At 71.6% G+C, this 14093-nt stretch carries 13 protein-coding genes; 6 read left to right on the forward strand and 7 right to left on the reverse strand.

The features are described 5' to 3' along the window. Positions 1-4: 4 nt before the first annotated feature. Entirely contained in the window at positions 5-739 is a 735-nt protein-coding gene (locus F1721_RS27250) for a methyltransferase domain-containing protein (protein ID WP_150069655.1), read from the forward strand. A gap of 52 nt (positions 740-791) precedes the next feature. Here the strand turns inward: F1721_RS27250 and F1721_RS27255 are convergent, their stop codons facing one another. Then, positions 792-3425: a valine--tRNA ligase gene (locus tag F1721_RS27255; protein ID WP_150069656.1), complete on the reverse strand. Its 2634-nt coding sequence runs from the start codon at positions 3423-3425 to the stop codon at positions 792-794. 125 nt (positions 3426-3550) lie between these two features. Here F1721_RS27255 and F1721_RS27260 point away from each other — a divergent pair, with 125 nt between their 5' ends. Further along, the gene (locus F1721_RS27260; protein ID WP_150069657.1) at positions 3551-5845 is read left to right on the forward strand and encodes an FdhF/YdeP family oxidoreductase; all 2295 of its coding nucleotides are present in this window, start codon (positions 3551-3553) and stop codon (positions 5843-5845) included. A gap of 11 nt (positions 5846-5856) precedes the next feature. Beyond that, complete coding sequence (locus tag F1721_RS27265; protein WP_150069658.1) at positions 5857-6279, forward strand: hypothetical protein; 423 nt, start codon at positions 5857-5859, stop codon at positions 6277-6279. Here the strand turns inward: F1721_RS27265 and F1721_RS27270 are convergent, their stop codons facing one another. The 3 genes from F1721_RS27270 to F1721_RS27280 form a co-directional block, all read right to left on the reverse strand. After that, positions 6280-6516, reverse strand: a complete 237-nt coding sequence (locus F1721_RS27270) for a hypothetical protein (protein WP_150069659.1) — start codon at positions 6514-6516, stop codon at positions 6280-6282. It abuts the gene before it with no gap. A gap of 382 nt (positions 6517-6898) precedes the next feature. After that, positions 6899-7684 (reverse strand): SDR family NAD(P)-dependent oxidoreductase, encoded by a 786-nt coding sequence (locus F1721_RS27275; protein ID WP_150069660.1) that lies wholly within the window; start codon positions 7682-7684, stop codon positions 6899-6901. An 11-nt stretch (positions 7685-7695) separates the two neighbouring features. After that, a complete protein-coding gene (locus F1721_RS27280; RefSeq protein WP_246155337.1) occupies positions 7696-8730 on the reverse strand; it encodes an SDR family oxidoreductase in 1035 nt (344 codons plus the stop codon). 212 nt (positions 8731-8942) lie between these two features. Here F1721_RS27280 and F1721_RS27285 point away from each other — a divergent pair, with 212 nt between their 5' ends. Next, complete coding sequence (locus tag F1721_RS27285; RefSeq protein ID WP_150069662.1) at positions 8943-9860, forward strand: LysR family transcriptional regulator; 918 nt, start codon at positions 8943-8945, stop codon at positions 9858-9860. On the opposite strand, the gene F1721_RS35700 is transcribed toward F1721_RS27285, so the two are convergent. After that, entirely contained in the window at positions 9850-9957 is a 108-nt protein-coding gene (locus F1721_RS35700; RefSeq protein ID WP_425474421.1) for an MFS transporter small subunit, read from the reverse strand. The genes F1721_RS27285 and F1721_RS35700 overlap by 11 nt on opposite strands. Continuing rightward, positions 9954-11279: an OFA family MFS transporter gene (locus F1721_RS27290; protein WP_150069663.1), complete on the reverse strand. Its 1326-nt coding sequence runs from the start codon at positions 11277-11279 to the stop codon at positions 9954-9956. Before F1721_RS27290 ends, F1721_RS35700 begins: the two co-directional genes overlap by 4 nt. 106 nt (positions 11280-11385) lie before the next feature. Between F1721_RS27290 and fdhD the strand changes: the two genes are divergently transcribed. After that, entirely contained in the window at positions 11386-12225 is an 840-nt protein-coding gene (fdhD, locus tag F1721_RS27295; protein ID WP_150069664.1) for a formate dehydrogenase accessory sulfurtransferase FdhD, read from the forward strand. A 221-nt stretch (positions 12226-12446) separates the two neighbouring features. Beyond that, positions 12447-13178, forward strand: coding sequence for an alpha/beta hydrolase (locus tag F1721_RS27300; protein ID WP_246155338.1), 732 nt, complete (start codon positions 12447-12449; stop codon positions 13176-13178). A gap of 142 nt (positions 13179-13320) precedes the next feature. On the opposite strand, the gene F1721_RS27305 is transcribed toward F1721_RS27300, so the two are convergent. Beyond that, on the reverse strand, positions 13321-13959 hold the full coding sequence (locus tag F1721_RS27305) for an RBBP9/YdeN family alpha/beta hydrolase (protein ID WP_150069665.1): 639 nt from the start codon (positions 13957-13959) through the stop codon (positions 13321-13323). Positions 13960-14093: the final 134 nt, after the last annotated feature.

The raw sequence follows: 14093 nt of genomic DNA on the forward strand, positions 1-14093 counted from the left end.
CGGCATGTCAACCGCGAACCTGATCGAGGTCCTCGACCGCTTCGACGAGCGCCCCGAAGCTGCTCGGCTGCGCGAGCGCTCGTACCAGCTGCTGCCCACCGCCGGGCTCGTCGCCGACGTCGGCTGCGGCGCCGGGAGGGCTGTTGCTGAGCTGCGCAAACGCGGTTCCTCAGTGATCGGGCTGGACCCCGACGAGGAGATAGTCGCGGTGGCGCGCGCCCGGTTCCCGGAGGCCGAGTTCCGGGTCGCCGACGCCGCTGCGCTGCCCTTCGCCGACGGCGAGCTGGCCGGTTACCGGGCCGACAAGGTCTTCCACGCCATCGCCGACCCGGCCGCCGCGCTGGCCGAGGCCAGGCGCGCGCTGGCGCCGGGCGGGCGCATCGTGCTGCTGGGCCAGGACTGGGAGGGGATCCTGGTCGACTCCGACGACATGGCGACCACCCGCGCCGCGGTGCAGGCCCGGCTCGCCACCGTCGCCCAGCCGCACGCCGCGCGCCGCTACCGAAACCTGTTGCTGGACCACGGTTTCCACGACGTCATCGCGGAGGTCCACACCGGTCTGCTCACCGGCCCGTCCGTCCTGCCGGTGTTCCTCGGGCTGGCCGGGGCCGCCCGCGCGACGGGTGCGATCACCGACGCGCAGGCGGACTCCTGGATCGCCGAGCAGCGCCGCCGGGCCGAAACCGACCGCCTCAGCTGCGCGATCCCGATCTTCCTGGCCGCGGCGACCAACCCCTGAACGCGGCGAAGGGCACCTCCGACCGAGCCGGAGGTGCCCTTCGGGCCGGAGATCAGCCCTGCGGGAGGGCTTCCAGGCGGGCCTTGATGCGCTCGATCTCGGACTGCGCCGTCTCGCGGCGGGCCTTGATCTTGTCCACCACCTCGGCCGGGGCCTTGTCCAGGAAGGCCGGGTTGGTCAGCTTCTTGTCGGTGCCGGTCAGCTCCTTCTCCGCCGCCGCCAGGTCCTTCTCCAGGCGCTTGCGCTCGGCGGCGATGTCCACCGCCCCGGAGAGGTCCAGCTCCACCGACACGTTGCCGCCGGTCAGCCCGACCTCGATGGAGGCGGAGGAGGTGAAGCCGTCGGTCGGCTCGGTGACGCGGGCCAGCGAGCGCACCGCGGGCACGTGGTCGGCCAGCCCGAGCTCGGCGACACCGCCGAGCTTGGCCGCCACCCGCTGCCCCGGCTTGAGGCCCTGGTCGGACCGGAACCGCCGGATCTCGGTGATCAGCTTCTGCACGGCGGCGATCCGCTCCGCGGCCGCCTCGTCGGCCACCGCACCGGTCGGCTTCGGCCACTCCGCGACGACCACGGACTCACCGCCGGTCAGCGCCGTCCACAGCGTCTCGGTGATGAACGGGATCGTCGGGTGCAGCAGGCGCAGCAGCACGTCGAGCACGTACCCGAGGACCTCGCGGGTCCGCTCCGCCCGCTCGCCGTCCGCGTCCAGCTGGACCTTGGACAGCTCCAGGTACCAGTCGCAGAACTCGTCCCAGGTGAAGTGGTAGAGCGCCTCGGTGGCCTTGGCGAACTGGAAGTCCTCCAGCAGCGCATCCACATCGGACACCAGCTGGTCGGCGCGGTCCAGGATCCACCGGTCGGCGTCGGTGAGCTCGGACCGGTCGGCCAACCGCTCCGGCACCTTCGCGCCGTTCATCATGGCGAACTTGGTGGCGTTGAACAGCTTCGTGCAGAAGCTGCGGGACGCCGCCACCCACTCCTCGCTGATCGGCGAGTCGGTGCCCGGGTTCGCGCCGCGGGCCAGGGTGAACCGCAACGCGTCGGTGCCGTAGGTGTCCATCCACTCCAGCGGGTCCACCGTGTTGCCCGCCGACTTGGACATCTTCTTGCCGTGCGCGTCGCGGACCATGCCGTGCAGCACGATCGCCTTGAACGGCTCGACGCCGTCCATCGCGTACAGGCCCATCATCATCATCCGGGCGACCCAGAAGAAGAGGATGTCGTAGCCGGTGACCAGCACGCTGGTCGGGTAGAACTTGCGCAGGTCCGGGGTGTCGTCCGGCCAGCCCAGCGTGGAGAACGGCCACAGGCCGGAGGAGAACCAGGTGTCCAGCACGTCCTCGTCCTGGTACCAGCCCTCGCCCGACGGCGGCTCCTCGTCCGGGCCGACGCAGACGACCTCGCCGTTGGGGCCGTACCAGATCGGGATCCGGTGGCCCCACCACAGCTGCCGCGAGATGGCCCAGTCGTGCAGGTTGTCGACCCAGTCGAAGTACCGCTTGGACATCTCCGGCGGGTGGATGGCGACCCGGCCGTCGCGGACCGCGTCCCCGGCCGCCTTGGCCAGCGGGCCGACCTTGACGAACCACTGCAGCGACAGCCGCGGCTCGATCGGCTCCTTGGACCGCGAGCTGTGCCCGACGCTGTGCCGGTACGGCCGCTTCTCCTCGACGATGCGGCCCTGCTCGCGCAGCGCCTCGCGCACCGCGACCCGCGCTTCGAAGCGGTCCATGCCGTCGAACTGCGTGCCGGTGTGGGCGATGCGGCCCTGCTCGTCCATGATCGTCAGCATCGGCAGGTCGTGCCGCTTGCCGATCTCGAAGTCGTTCGGGTCGTGCGCCGGGGTGACCTTGACGGCGCCGGTGCCGAACTCCGGGTCGACGTGCTCGTCGGCGACGACCGGGATCTTGCGACCGGTCAGCGGCAGCTCGATCTCGGTGCCGACCAGGTGCCGGTAGCGCTCGTCGTCGGGGTGCACCGCGACGGCGGTGTCGCCGAGCATGGTCTCGATCCGGGTGGTGGCCACCACGATCGAGCTCTCCCCGTCGCCGTAGCGCATGGAGACCAGCTCGCCGTCGACCTCCTTGTGCTCAACCTCGATGTCGCTGATCGCCGAGCGCATCTCCGGCGACCAGTTGACCAGCCGCTCGGCCCGGTAGATCAGGCCGTCGTCGTAGAGCTTCTTGAAGATCGTCTGCACCGCGCGGGACAGCCCGGCGTCCATGGTGAAGCGCTCGCGGGACCAGTCGACGCCGTCGCCGAGGCGCTTCATCTGGTCCAGGATCGCCCCGCCGTACTGCTCCTTCCACTGCCACACCCGCTCCACGAACGCCTCGCGGCCGAGCTCGCGGTGGTCGACGCCCTGATCGCGCAGCTGCCGCTCGACCAGCGCCTGCACCGCGATGCTGGCGTGGTCCATGCCCGGCAGCCACAGCGTCTCGTAGCCCTGCATCCGGCGGCGCCGGGTGATGATGTCGATCTGGGTGTGCTCGTAGGCGTGCCCGATGTGCAGGTTGCCGGTGACGTTCGGCGGCGGGATGACGATCGAGAACGGCGGCTTGTCGCTGTTGACGTCGGCGGTGAAGTACTCGGCTTCTACCCAGCGCCGGTACAGCTCGGCCTCTACGTCGGCCGGATTCCAGGTCGACGGAAGTTCACGGTGCTGAGCGGCATGGGTCTGTGTCACGGGGTGAATTCTACGAGTGCCTGTTCAGCGGTTTTTCCGGGCATCGCCCCCGCCGCGACCAGCGCCGTTGTGACGCTGGACACCCCCGCCGTGCCGCGTCGCGCGCGGTGTCGCAGGCTAGGCGCATGTCGCGTGGAGCCCCCGAGCAGGACATCGACGAGAACGCCCTCCGAGTCGGCGAGCCCGGCCGCGCCGCCGCCGGGGTCAAGGGGGTGCTGGTCTCGCTGCAGCGCAGCTGGGAGCAGATGGGCGCGGCCCGCACGGCGCGCACGCTGCCGCTGCTCAACCAGCGCGACGGCTTCGACTGCCCGGGCTGCGCGTGGCCGGACCCGCGCGAGGAGGAGGGCGACAAGCGCAAGATCGCCGAGTTCTGCGAGAACGGCGCGAAGGCGGTCGCCGAGGAGGCCACCACCCGCCGGGTCGGGCCGGAGTTCTTCGCCCGGCACGGCGTGGCCGAGCTGGCCGAGCGCACCGACTACTGGCTGGGCCAGCAGGGGCGGCTGACCCACCCGGTGATCCTGCGCGACGGCGACACCCACTACCGCCCGATCGAGTGGTCCGAGGCCTTCGAGGTGATCGCGGAGCGGCTGCGCGGGCTCGGCTCGCCGGACGAGGCCGCGTTCTACACCTCGGGCCGCACCAGCAACGAGGCCGCCTTCCTGTACCAGCTGCTGGTGCGCAGCTTCGGCACGAACAACCTGCCGGACTGCTCGAACATGTGCCACGAGTCGTCCGGCTCGGCGCTGACCGAGACCATCGGCATCGGCAAGGGATCGGTGTCGCTGTCCGATGTGGAGCACGCCGACCTGGTGCTGGTGGTCGGGCAGAACCCGGGCACCAACCACCCGCGGATGCTGTCGTCGCTGGAGAAGGTCAAGCGGCGCGGCGGGCGGATCATCGCGGTCAACCCGCTGCCGGAGACCGGGCTGATGCGGTTCAAGAACCCGCAGAACGCGCGCGGCGTGGTCGGCGACGGCACCCAGCTGGCCGACGAGTTCGCCCAGATCCGCATCGGCGGCGACCTGGCGCTGTTCAAGGCGCTCAACGCGCTGGTGCTCAAGGCGGGCGCGGTGGACCGGGAGTTCGTCGACGGCTGGACGCACGGGTTCGCCGAGTTCGCCGCGCAGGCCGCCGACGTCGACTGGGAGGCCACCGCCGAGGCGACCGGGCTGCCGCGGGAGCAGATCGAGCGGATCGCCGAGATGGTGATGTCCTCGCAGCGCACCGTGGCCTGCTGGGCGATGGGGCTGACCCAGCACAAGCAGGGCGTGGCCACGATCCGCGAGGTGGTGAACCTCCTGCTGCTGCGCGGCATGATCGGCAAGCCCGGCGCCGGGGTGTGCCCGGTGCGCGGCCACTCCAACGTGCAGGGCGACCGCACGATGGGCATCTGGGAGAAGATGCCGGAGAAGTTCCTGGCGGCGCTGGAGGACGAGTTCGGCGTGCCGGTGCCCCGCCAGCACGGTCTGGACACCGTGGACACCATCCGCGCGATGCTGTCCGGCCGGGTCAAGGCGTTCATCGGGATGGGCGGCAACTTCGTCTCGGCGACGCCGGACACCGGGGCGACGATGCGCGCCCTGCGCGGCTGCGAGCTGACCGTGCAGGTGTCGACCAAGCTCAACCGCTCGCACGTGACGCCGGGCCGCACCGCGCTGATCCTGCCGACGCTCGGCCGCACCGAGCGCGACGTGCAGGCCGGTGGCGAGCAGTTCGTGACCGTCGAGGACTCGATGTCGGTGGTGCACCGCTCGCGCGGTCGGCTCAAGCCCGCCTCCGACCAGCTGCTGTCCGAGGTCGCGATCATCTGCCGACTGGCCCGCGAGCTGCTCGGCCCGCAGCACCCGGTGCGCTGGGAGTCCTTCGAGCGCGACTACGACGTGATCCGCGACCACATCGCGAACGTGGTGCCGGGCTGCGCGGACTACAACCGCAAGGTCCGCGAGCCGGACGGCTTCGTCCTGCCGCACCCGCCGCGCGACAGCCGGACCTTCCCCACCGCGACGGGCAGGGCGAACTTCACGGTGAACGTCCCGGAGCCGATCGAGGTCCCGGCCGGTCGCCTGCTGCTGCAGACGCTGCGCAGCCACGACCAGTACAACACCACGATCTACGGCCTGTCCGACCGCTACCGCGGTGTCGAGGACGGCCGCCGGGTGGTCCTGGTCCACCCGGACGACATCGCCGAACTCGGCTTCGCAGCAGGGGATCTGGTCGACGTGATCTCCGAGTGGCCGGGTGAGGGCGGCGTGGAGGAGCGCCGCGCGGACCGCTTCCGCATCGTCGCCTACCCGACGGCCCGGGGCTGCGCAGCTGCCTACTACCCGGAGGCCAACCCCCTGGTCCCGCTGAACTCGGTGGCGGAGAAGTCCAACACCCCGGTCTCCAAAGCGATCATCGTCCGCCTGGAGCGGCGCTGACGGAACTGCGCATGACCGGGTACTGGGACGGTGTGCTGGACTGCCGGGGTGATACCGCGGTGGTCCCCGCGCTCCTCGATGCGCTGCGCGACCCGGAGGCCGACGGCACCGCGTTCCAGCGAGCGCTGAGCGAGCTCGAAGAACGGCTCGTCGTGTGGGAGGGCGGGCAGGCCACGTGCTGCATGCGCCCGGCCACCGCAGCAGCGGTTCCCGCCCTCGCCAGGCTCGCCCAGGACCGCCGCGCGACGAGCCGCGGGTTCTGCCTCGACCTGCTGCTGCAGATCGCCGAGGCGGTCGGGGAAGGCCCGTCCTGGACGATTGGCTGTCCTCGGCGGAATCCGCGCCGAGCACGACCGGCGAAGCGATCCGAACCGCGCTCGACACCCTCCCGGACTGGGTGGACGACGACACCGCCCAGGCACTGCGCGAACTGATCAGCGGCTGAGACCGCCCCGGACCTGTTCGGCGAAGGTCGGGTGCGGGTTCTCGACGATCACGCACCCTCCGTCGTCGGAGGTCCGGGCGCGGGTGATGCGCGGCAGCGAGCCCGCGACGAAGGGCGCGACCGAAGCCAGCACGGCGAAGAACCCGCCCAGCAGCAGGACCCCCAGGAACGCGGCCTGCTCACCGCCGATCAGCCGGATCAGCAGCGCCGCGGCGGTCGACGCCAAGCCACCCCAGAACAACACCTGAGCGAGTCCGAAAAGGACTGACCGCCGCCGCGCGCAACTGCGGCACAACGGCCAACTGCGCGCCCGCGCGACCTCGACCCGCCGCGCCCGTTCCCCGATCCGGTCGGCCACACCGAGCGGACTGGAGCTCAACAGCCGGTCGCCGTCCACCCGCACGCGCGACTGCACGGCGAAGTCAACCCGCCGCACCGCAGCCCTCCCATGCGCCGCACAGCACTGCGGAAGCCCGCCCGACGCCACGAACTCCACCGGGATGCGCACTCCCCCGTTCGCCACGTGACCTCCCGCGCATCCAGCGCCGAACACCCTACCCGTCGTGAGCGGCGATGGTCGTTCTTGCGGCCATCGCCGCTCACGAGCGTCAGAGCTCGCGGAGGGCTCCGCCGTCGACCGACCACTCCGCTCCGGTGACCTGGGCGGCCAGCGGGGACAGCAGGTAGACGATCACCCGGGCCACGTCCTCCGGGGTGCCGAGGCGGCCCGAGGGGAGGCGGCGGACCTCGCGGACGAAGTGGTCGATCGCCTCGTCCACCGGGCGGTCGTACTGGGCCGCTAGCTGTTCGGCGAAGCCGCCCGGGGCGTCCCAGAGCCAGGTCCTCGTCGGGCCGGGCGCGACGACGTTGGACCGCACCCCGCGCGGGCCGAACTCCGCCGCCAGGGACTTCGACACCGCCAGCAGGGCCGTCTTGGACGCCGCGTAGTCGACCAGCGGGAAGTCCGGCAGGCGGGCCGCCTCGCTGGTCACGTGCACCACGCTGCCAGCACCGGTCTCCAGCAGCGCGGGCAGCGCCGCGCGGGTCGTGCGGACCGCCGAGTGGAAGTTCAGGTCGAAGGTCCGCTGCCAGTCCTCGTCGGTCACGTCCAGGAACCCCGTGCGGGAGCGCACGCCCCCGACGTTGTTCACCAGGCCGTCCAACCGACCGTGCCGCTTGAGCGCGGTCGCGACGACGTGCTCCGCGGCGGCCGGGTCGGTGAGGTCGGCCGCGATCCCGCTCACCCCGCTGCCGAGTTCGCAGATCGAGTGCGGGTTCCGGGCCACGCCGACGACCTTGGCGCCCTCCGCCGCCAGCAGTCGCACCGCCGCCTCGCCGATCCCGGCGGACGCCCCGGTCACCAGGTAGACCTTGTCGGTCAGCTGCAGATCCATCTCGGCTCCTGTCAGGGGATGATGCGGCGCTCGCGCAGGTCGTCGAAGATCTCCCGGAACATCGCTTCGGTGTCGACGAACTCGTGGAAGCCGAAGCGGCGCGCCTTGGACCCGTCGGCGAACATGTCGTAGTCCCAGGAGAAGACGAAGTCGCCGAACCCCCAGGACGAGACCTCTTGGTAGGACAGCGGTTCCAGGTCGTGCTCGGCGACGATGCGCTGCCACAGCTCGGCCTTGTCGGCCATCACGTCGGTCAGCGACATCGGCAGCGGGTCGCCCACCGGCAGGTCGAAGTGCGCGGCGATCTTCGGCCACATCTCCCGCCAGCGGAACAGATCGCCGTTGTTGATGTTGAACGCCTGGTTCTGCGCCTGCTCGGCGGTCGCCGCCCAGACCGTCGCCTTCGCCAGCAGGCGCGCGTCGGTCATCTCCAGCAGCGAGTCGTACGCCCCGGGCTTGCCCGGAAAGCGCAGCGGCAGGCCCAGTTCCTTGCAGATCGCCGCGTAGACCGCGATCACCAGCGCCAGGTTCATCGGGTTGCCGAGCGCGAAACCGGCCACCACCGAGGGGCGCAGCGCGGTCCACGTCCACGACTTGCCCGGCTGCCGCCGCTCCAGGAAGTCCTGCTGCGCGGCCATGAACTCGGGCGGCATCGGGCGGGCGTCGGTCTCCCGCGCCGGGGTCTTGAACGGGCCTAGGTGCGCGCCGTAGACCTTGTAGCCCTGCATGAGGCTGATGTGGCGCAGACCGGGCGCGGCGGCCTCGACCGCCTCGACGACGTTGGTCAGCATCGCCATGTTCGGCGGCACCAGCTCGGCCCAGGTCGGCCGGTCCTGGTAGGCCGCGTAGAAGAGGTGGGTCACGCCGGTCAGCCCGCTCAGCTTCCGCCGGGTGTCCTGCGGGTCCAGCAGGTCCACGGCCAGGTACCGGACCCGGTCGGTGTCCTCGCCGCCGCGCCGGGACACCCCGACGACCTCCCACTCCGGGAGCGTGACCAGGTGCTCGACCAGGTTGCGCCCGATCACCCCGTTCGCCCCGACGACCAACGCCGTCCCGCCTCTCCGCGATTCGCAGTCGTGGTTGCGTTCCGGAGCACTCTCGCGTTTCGCGGTTTCTCGTGGCTGAGTTGCGTCACGGTCCCCTGAGGTGCGGTCGGGCTGGACTCGGGTTGATCTGGGGTGACTCATGGCATCAACTCTCGTGCGCCCCGCTGGATAAGTCCAAGGCTTGTTGTTTCTTGGAGTGATAACTTCTGCTCATGGCTACGTTGCGGCAGTTCGAGTACCTGGTGACCGTGGTCGACACCGGGTCGTTCACGCGCGCCGCCGAGCTGCTGCACGTCACCCAGCCCGCGCTGTCGCACCAGGTCCGCGCGCTGGAGCGGGACGCGGGCGGACCGCTGCTGGAGCGGCTGCCGCGCGCGGTCCGGCTCACGCCGATGGGCCGCGCGATGCTGCCGCACGCGCGAGCCGCGCTCGCCGACGCGGAGCGGGCGCGGTCGGCCGCCCGGCAAGCGTCCGGGCTGGAGAGCGGCGAGCTGCAGCTCGCCACGGTGTACTCAGCGAGCCTCGGCGTGCTGCCACCGGTTCTGCGCGCGTGGCGGAAAGACCACGCGGGCGTGCACATCCGGCTCTTCGAGCACCGGCACGGTGACGAGCTCAAGGCGGCGATGGCGGCCGGGCAGGCGGACATCGCGGTCGGCCCAGCACCGTCCGATTGGGACGGTCCGGTGCACGCGCTGGGCGTGGAGGAGTTCGTCGTGGTGCTGCCGCCGGATGACCCGCTGGCCGGTGGCGCGACGAGCGTCGAGCTGGCGATGCTCGCCGACCGCGGCTGGGTGCACTACAGCCCGGAGAACGGCCTCGCCGAGGTGCTCGACAGGGCTTGCGCCAGCGCCGGGTTCCAGGCGCGCGCCGCGGTCCGCGCCGAGCAGACGGCCGCGGCGCCGATGCTCGCCGCCGCCGGGCTCGGTCCGGCGCTGGTCCCGGCGAACATCATCCCGAGGCAGTTCGACGGCGAGCTCCTGCGGCCCGACCCACCGGTCCACCGCACGCTGGCCGCCTACACCCGGCACAGCCCCGACCCGCTCACCTCGGCGTTCGTCGACACCCTCGCCCGCAAGGCCGCGGTCCTCCCGGACCACGTCCGGCGCCGCCTGGCCGCGATCAGCCGGTGAACAGCTGGGAGACCTTCTGGACCAGCTCGTACACGCCGTAGGCGAAGGGCAGGCCCACCCACGCCCAGGACACCACCAGGACGGCTCGGCGGTTCATCGCTCCTCCGGTTCGTGGAACTTCGGGTTGACCGGGCGGACCAGCTCGTTGGCCGCGAAGCCGACCACCAGCAGGCCGATCATGATCACCAGCGAGGTGGTGTACAGGTCCGGGCCGGTGGCACCGGCCGCCTCGCGGGCGTCGGCCACCGCGTTGACGATCAGCGGTCCCAGCACCCCGGCCGCCGACCAGGCGGTGAGCAGCCGACCGTGGATCGCACCGACCTGCGCGGTGCCGAACAGGTCCTTCAGGTAGGCCGGGATGGTGGCGAAACCGCCGCCGTAGAAGGACAGGATGAGCATCGCGCACAGCACGAACACCGGGACGCCGGACGAGCCCGCCAGCAGGATCCCCAGGTACAGCAGCACTCCGCCGCCCAGGTAGACGCGGTAGATGTTCTTGCGCCCCACCAGGTCCGATGTGGACGACCAGATGAACCGACCGGCCATGTTGGTCAGCGACAGCAGCGCGACGAACCCGGCCGCCGACCCGGCCGCCACCGGCGTCGAGCTCTGCGCGAAGAACCCGGTGATCATCGGCGCGGCCTTCTCCAGGATGCCGATGCCCGCGGTGACGTTGCAGCACAGGACCACCCACAGCAGCCAGAACTGCGGGGTGCGCACCGCGTTGCGGGCCGTCACGTTCGCCGTGGTGATCATCGGCCGCGACACCGGTCGGGCCGATCCCGGGTTCCAGCCCGGCGGCGGCGTCCGGATGAGCACCGCGCCCAGCGACATGAACACCGCGTAGACCAGCCCGTGGACCAGGAACGTCAGCGCGATGCCGGGCCGGTCGCCGCCGAAGGAGGCCAGCATCTGCGTCGACCACGGGGAGGCGATCAGCGCGCCGCCGCCGAAGCCCATGATGGCGATCCCGGTGGCCATGCCCGGCCGGTCCGGGAACCACTTGATCAGCGTCGACACCGGCGAGATGTAGCCGATCCCGAGCCCGATGCCGCCGACGAACCCGTAGCCGAGCACCACCAGCCAGTACTGGCCGAGCGCGACGCCCAGCGAGGAGATCAGGAACCCCAGCGAGAAGCAGGTGGTGGCCACCGCCATCGCCCAGCGCGGCCCGCGGCGCTCCACCAGCGTCCCGCCCAGCGCCGCGGACAGCCCGAGCATCACGATCCCGAGCTGGAACGGCAGCGCGCTGAGCGTTCCGCTCAGGCCGAGCGCGTCCTCCAGCGGCGGTTTGAAGACGCTCCAGGCGTACACCTGGCCGATGCCCAGGTGCACCGCCAGCGCCGCGGGCGGCACCAGCCAGCGGTTCCAGCCGACGGGCGCGACGACCCGGGTGGGAGAGAGCAGGTCTGCGACCATCAGGCCTCCCGGCCACGTGCTGTTGATCAGGCGCGCTGAGCATACTTGTGCGGAGGCGGTCCGACGAGGGTCGTCTTCCGCCGAGCGAACGCGCCAGGAGGGGCCGATGGGACGCGTCACGGTACGGCGACCGGTGCTGAAGATCGCCGCCGACGGGACCACCCGCAGACCGGACACGCTCGCCGCCGAGGAGCCGATGGAGATCCGCGTCGACGGCCGACCGCTGTCGGTGACCATGCGCACGCCCGGTCACGACGTCGAGCTCGCCCACGGGTTCCTGCTGACCGAAGGCGTCATCCACGACCGCGAGCAGCTGTCCTCGGCGCGCTACTGCGACAGCCCCGGACCGGACGGGCGCAACACCTACAACGTGCTCGACGTCGTGCTCGCCCCCGGCGTGCAGCCGCCCGACTCCTCGGTGACCCGGAACTTCTACACCACCTCCTCGTGCGGGGTGTGCGGCAAGGCCGCGCTGGACTCGGTCCGGCTGAGCACCCGCCACTCCCCCGCCGCCGACCCGCTCACCGTCGCCTCGGAGACCCTCGTGGGCCTCCCGGACCAGCTGCGCGCCGCCCAGCGCGTCTTCGACACGACCGGCGGCCTGCACGCGGCCGGGCTGTTCAGCGGCGACGGCGAGCTGCTCGTGGTGCGGGAGGACGTGGGGCGGCACAACGCCGTGGACAAGGTGCTCGGCTGGGCGCTGCTGGCGCAGCGGGTGCCGCTGGCCGGATGCGTGCTGATGGTGTCCGGGCGGGCGTCGTTCGAGCTGGTGCAGAAGGCCGCCATGGCCGGGGTGCCGGTGCTGGCCGCCGTGTCCGCGCCCTCGTCGCTGGCGGTCGACCTCGCCGCCGAGCAGGGCATGACGCTGGTCGGGTTCCTGCGCGGGCGGTCCATGAACGTCTACACCGGCACCGAGCGCATCGTGACCAAGGACATCGCCGGGTAGGGACGGATTCGGTTGGTGCCCCCGCGCGGCGTTGGCACGATGGAGAGCGGGGAGCAACCACGGGGAGGACGCATGCGCGATTCGCAGGGACGCAACCTGCTGCCGCGTCGCAGCGTCCTGGCCGCCGGGATCACCGGCGCCGCCGCTCTCGGGCTGGGCCTGGGCGGTCGGTTCGGGTCGGCTCCGACCGGGGCCCGGTGCCGCTGGCGAACCAGTCGAACGTGTCCGTGGAGCGGCTCTACTCGGCCGCCCGCAACTGCTTCATCAACTTCGTGCTGATGTTCCCGAAAGGCGTTCCCCGCCAAGGGATTCCGGTCTGCCTGATGCTGCACGGGCGGTTCGGCGACGCGCGCAAGTCGGTGGGCGGGCTGCCGGACTGGCTGACCGCGGCCGTCTCCGAGGACCGCATCCCGCCGTTCGCGTTCCTGGCGGTGGACGGCGGCGGCAACAACTACTGGCACCGCCGCCCGAACGACGATCCGCTGTGGATGCTGCTCGGCGAGGTCCCGCGCTGGCTGGCCGAGCGCAACCTCGGCGGTCCGCGCCACCTGCCGTTCGCCGCGGCGGGCATCTCGATGGGCGGCTTCGGCGCGCTGCTCTACGCGCGGCGCAGGCGCGAGATGGGCAACCCGCTGTCCGCGGCGGCGGTGGTGTCCCCGGCGCTGATCACCAGCTGGCCGGAGATGCGCAAGCGCAAGGCGTTCGCCAACGAGGCGGAGTGGGCGGCCATCGACCCGCTGCGGCACATCAAGTCGCTCGGCGACCTGCCGCTGGGCGTGTGGTGCGGCACCGAGGACCGGTTCATCGAGGGCACCCGCCGCTTCATCCGCCTCGCCGAGCCCGAGTACGCCTCCACCACCTCGGGCGGCCACAACAGCCGCTACTACCGCAAGGCCCTCCCCGAACTGGTGAACTTCATCGGCGGCGAGCTGGCCCGCTCCGGCCCCAGGTGACGGCCCTCCGCGATTTCAATGGAAATCGGAGGTCCGATCTCCATTGAACTTGTTCATCCTGTCCGCGGACCGCAGCCGCGAAGGACGACCGGCACCGCCACGCAGGACGAGGCTGGAAATCTCATCTCCGTTGAAATCGCGGTCAGGCCAGCCGGAGGCGGTTCTGGGACGGTCCCGCGGTGTAGGGGTCCGCGTCGAAGCGGTCGTTGAGCGGCACCGTGCCGTAGAGGGTCCAGCTCAGCACCGCTGGCCAGGGGCCGTAGCCCGCGTCGGTGTTCAGGTGCTCGCCGTCCAGGATCACGTCCATCTCGACCTGCAGCGATTCCGCCAGGGCGTGCGCCCGGTACATCGACAGGTACGGGTCCCCGGTGCCGACCACGAGCCGCGTGATGCCCGCCGCGCGGCGCAGCGCCGCCGCATCGGTCGGGTACGGCGTGATGCCCTGGGCGTCCGGGTGCTGCCAGTCGGGGGCGGGCGGGGCCACCAGGAGCACCCGGTCGGCGCGGCGGGAGCTGCCCCCGATCGTCGCCGCGTGGTGCAGCCACAGCGCCACTCCGCAGGAGTGCGCGGCCACCACCAGCTCGGCCTCCTTCGGCACCGCGGCCAGCCGCTCGCGCAGCACCGGCAGCCAGTCCGCCAGCACCGGGCGGTCCGGTCCGGGCAGCGACGGCAGGTCGACCGCGACGCCCCGGTCGCGGAGCTGACCGGCGAGCCACTGCTGCCAGTGCCAGGGTCCGGAACCGGTCATCCCGTGAACCAGCAGGACGTGCATCTCGCTCATGGCAGGCGCTCCCCGGAAAGATGATCTGGTCAGTACCCAGGATCATCTAACCCGCCCCGCTCCGCAGCGGACGCGCCCGGGGGCCGGGCACGAACCAGCCCGCGGTGCGAGAGGCATCGCGGGCTGGGACCTTT

The organism is Saccharopolyspora hirsuta, assembly GCF_008630535.1.
Taxonomy (GTDB): domain Bacteria; phylum Actinomycetota; class Actinomycetes; order Mycobacteriales; family Pseudonocardiaceae; genus Saccharopolyspora; species Saccharopolyspora hirsuta.

Excerpts from the sequence above, each read along its gene's own strand:
- F1721_RS27250 (WP_150069655.1), top strand. The coding sequence starts at position 5 with ATGTCAACCGCGAACCTGATCGAGGTCCTCGACCGCTTCGACGAGCGC.
- F1721_RS27260 (WP_150069657.1), top strand. The coding sequence starts at position 3,551 with ATGTCGCGTGGAGCCCCCGAGCAGGACATCGACGAGAACGCCCTCCGA.
- F1721_RS27265 (WP_150069658.1), top strand. The coding sequence starts at position 5,857 with ATGACCGGGTACTGGGACGGTGTGCTGGACTGCCGGGGTGATACCGCG.
- F1721_RS27275 (WP_150069660.1), bottom strand. The coding sequence starts at position 7,684 with ATGGATCTGCAGCTGACCGACAAGGTCTACCTGGTGACCGGGGCGTCC.
- F1721_RS27285 (WP_150069662.1), top strand. The coding sequence starts at position 8,943 with ATGGCTACGTTGCGGCAGTTCGAGTACCTGGTGACCGTGGTCGACACC.
- F1721_RS35700 (WP_425474421.1), bottom strand. The coding sequence starts at position 9,957 with ATGAACCGCCGAGCCGTCCTGGTGGTGTCCTGGGCGTGGGTGGGCCTG.
- F1721_RS27290 (WP_150069663.1), bottom strand. The coding sequence starts at position 11,279 with ATGGTCGCAGACCTGCTCTCTCCCACCCGGGTCGTCGCGCCCGTCGGC.
- fdhD (WP_150069664.1), top strand. The coding sequence starts at position 11,386 with ATGGGACGCGTCACGGTACGGCGACCGGTGCTGAAGATCGCCGCCGAC.
- F1721_RS27305 (WP_150069665.1), bottom strand. The coding sequence starts at position 13,959 with ATGAGCGAGATGCACGTCCTGCTGGTTCACGGGATGACCGGTTCCGGA.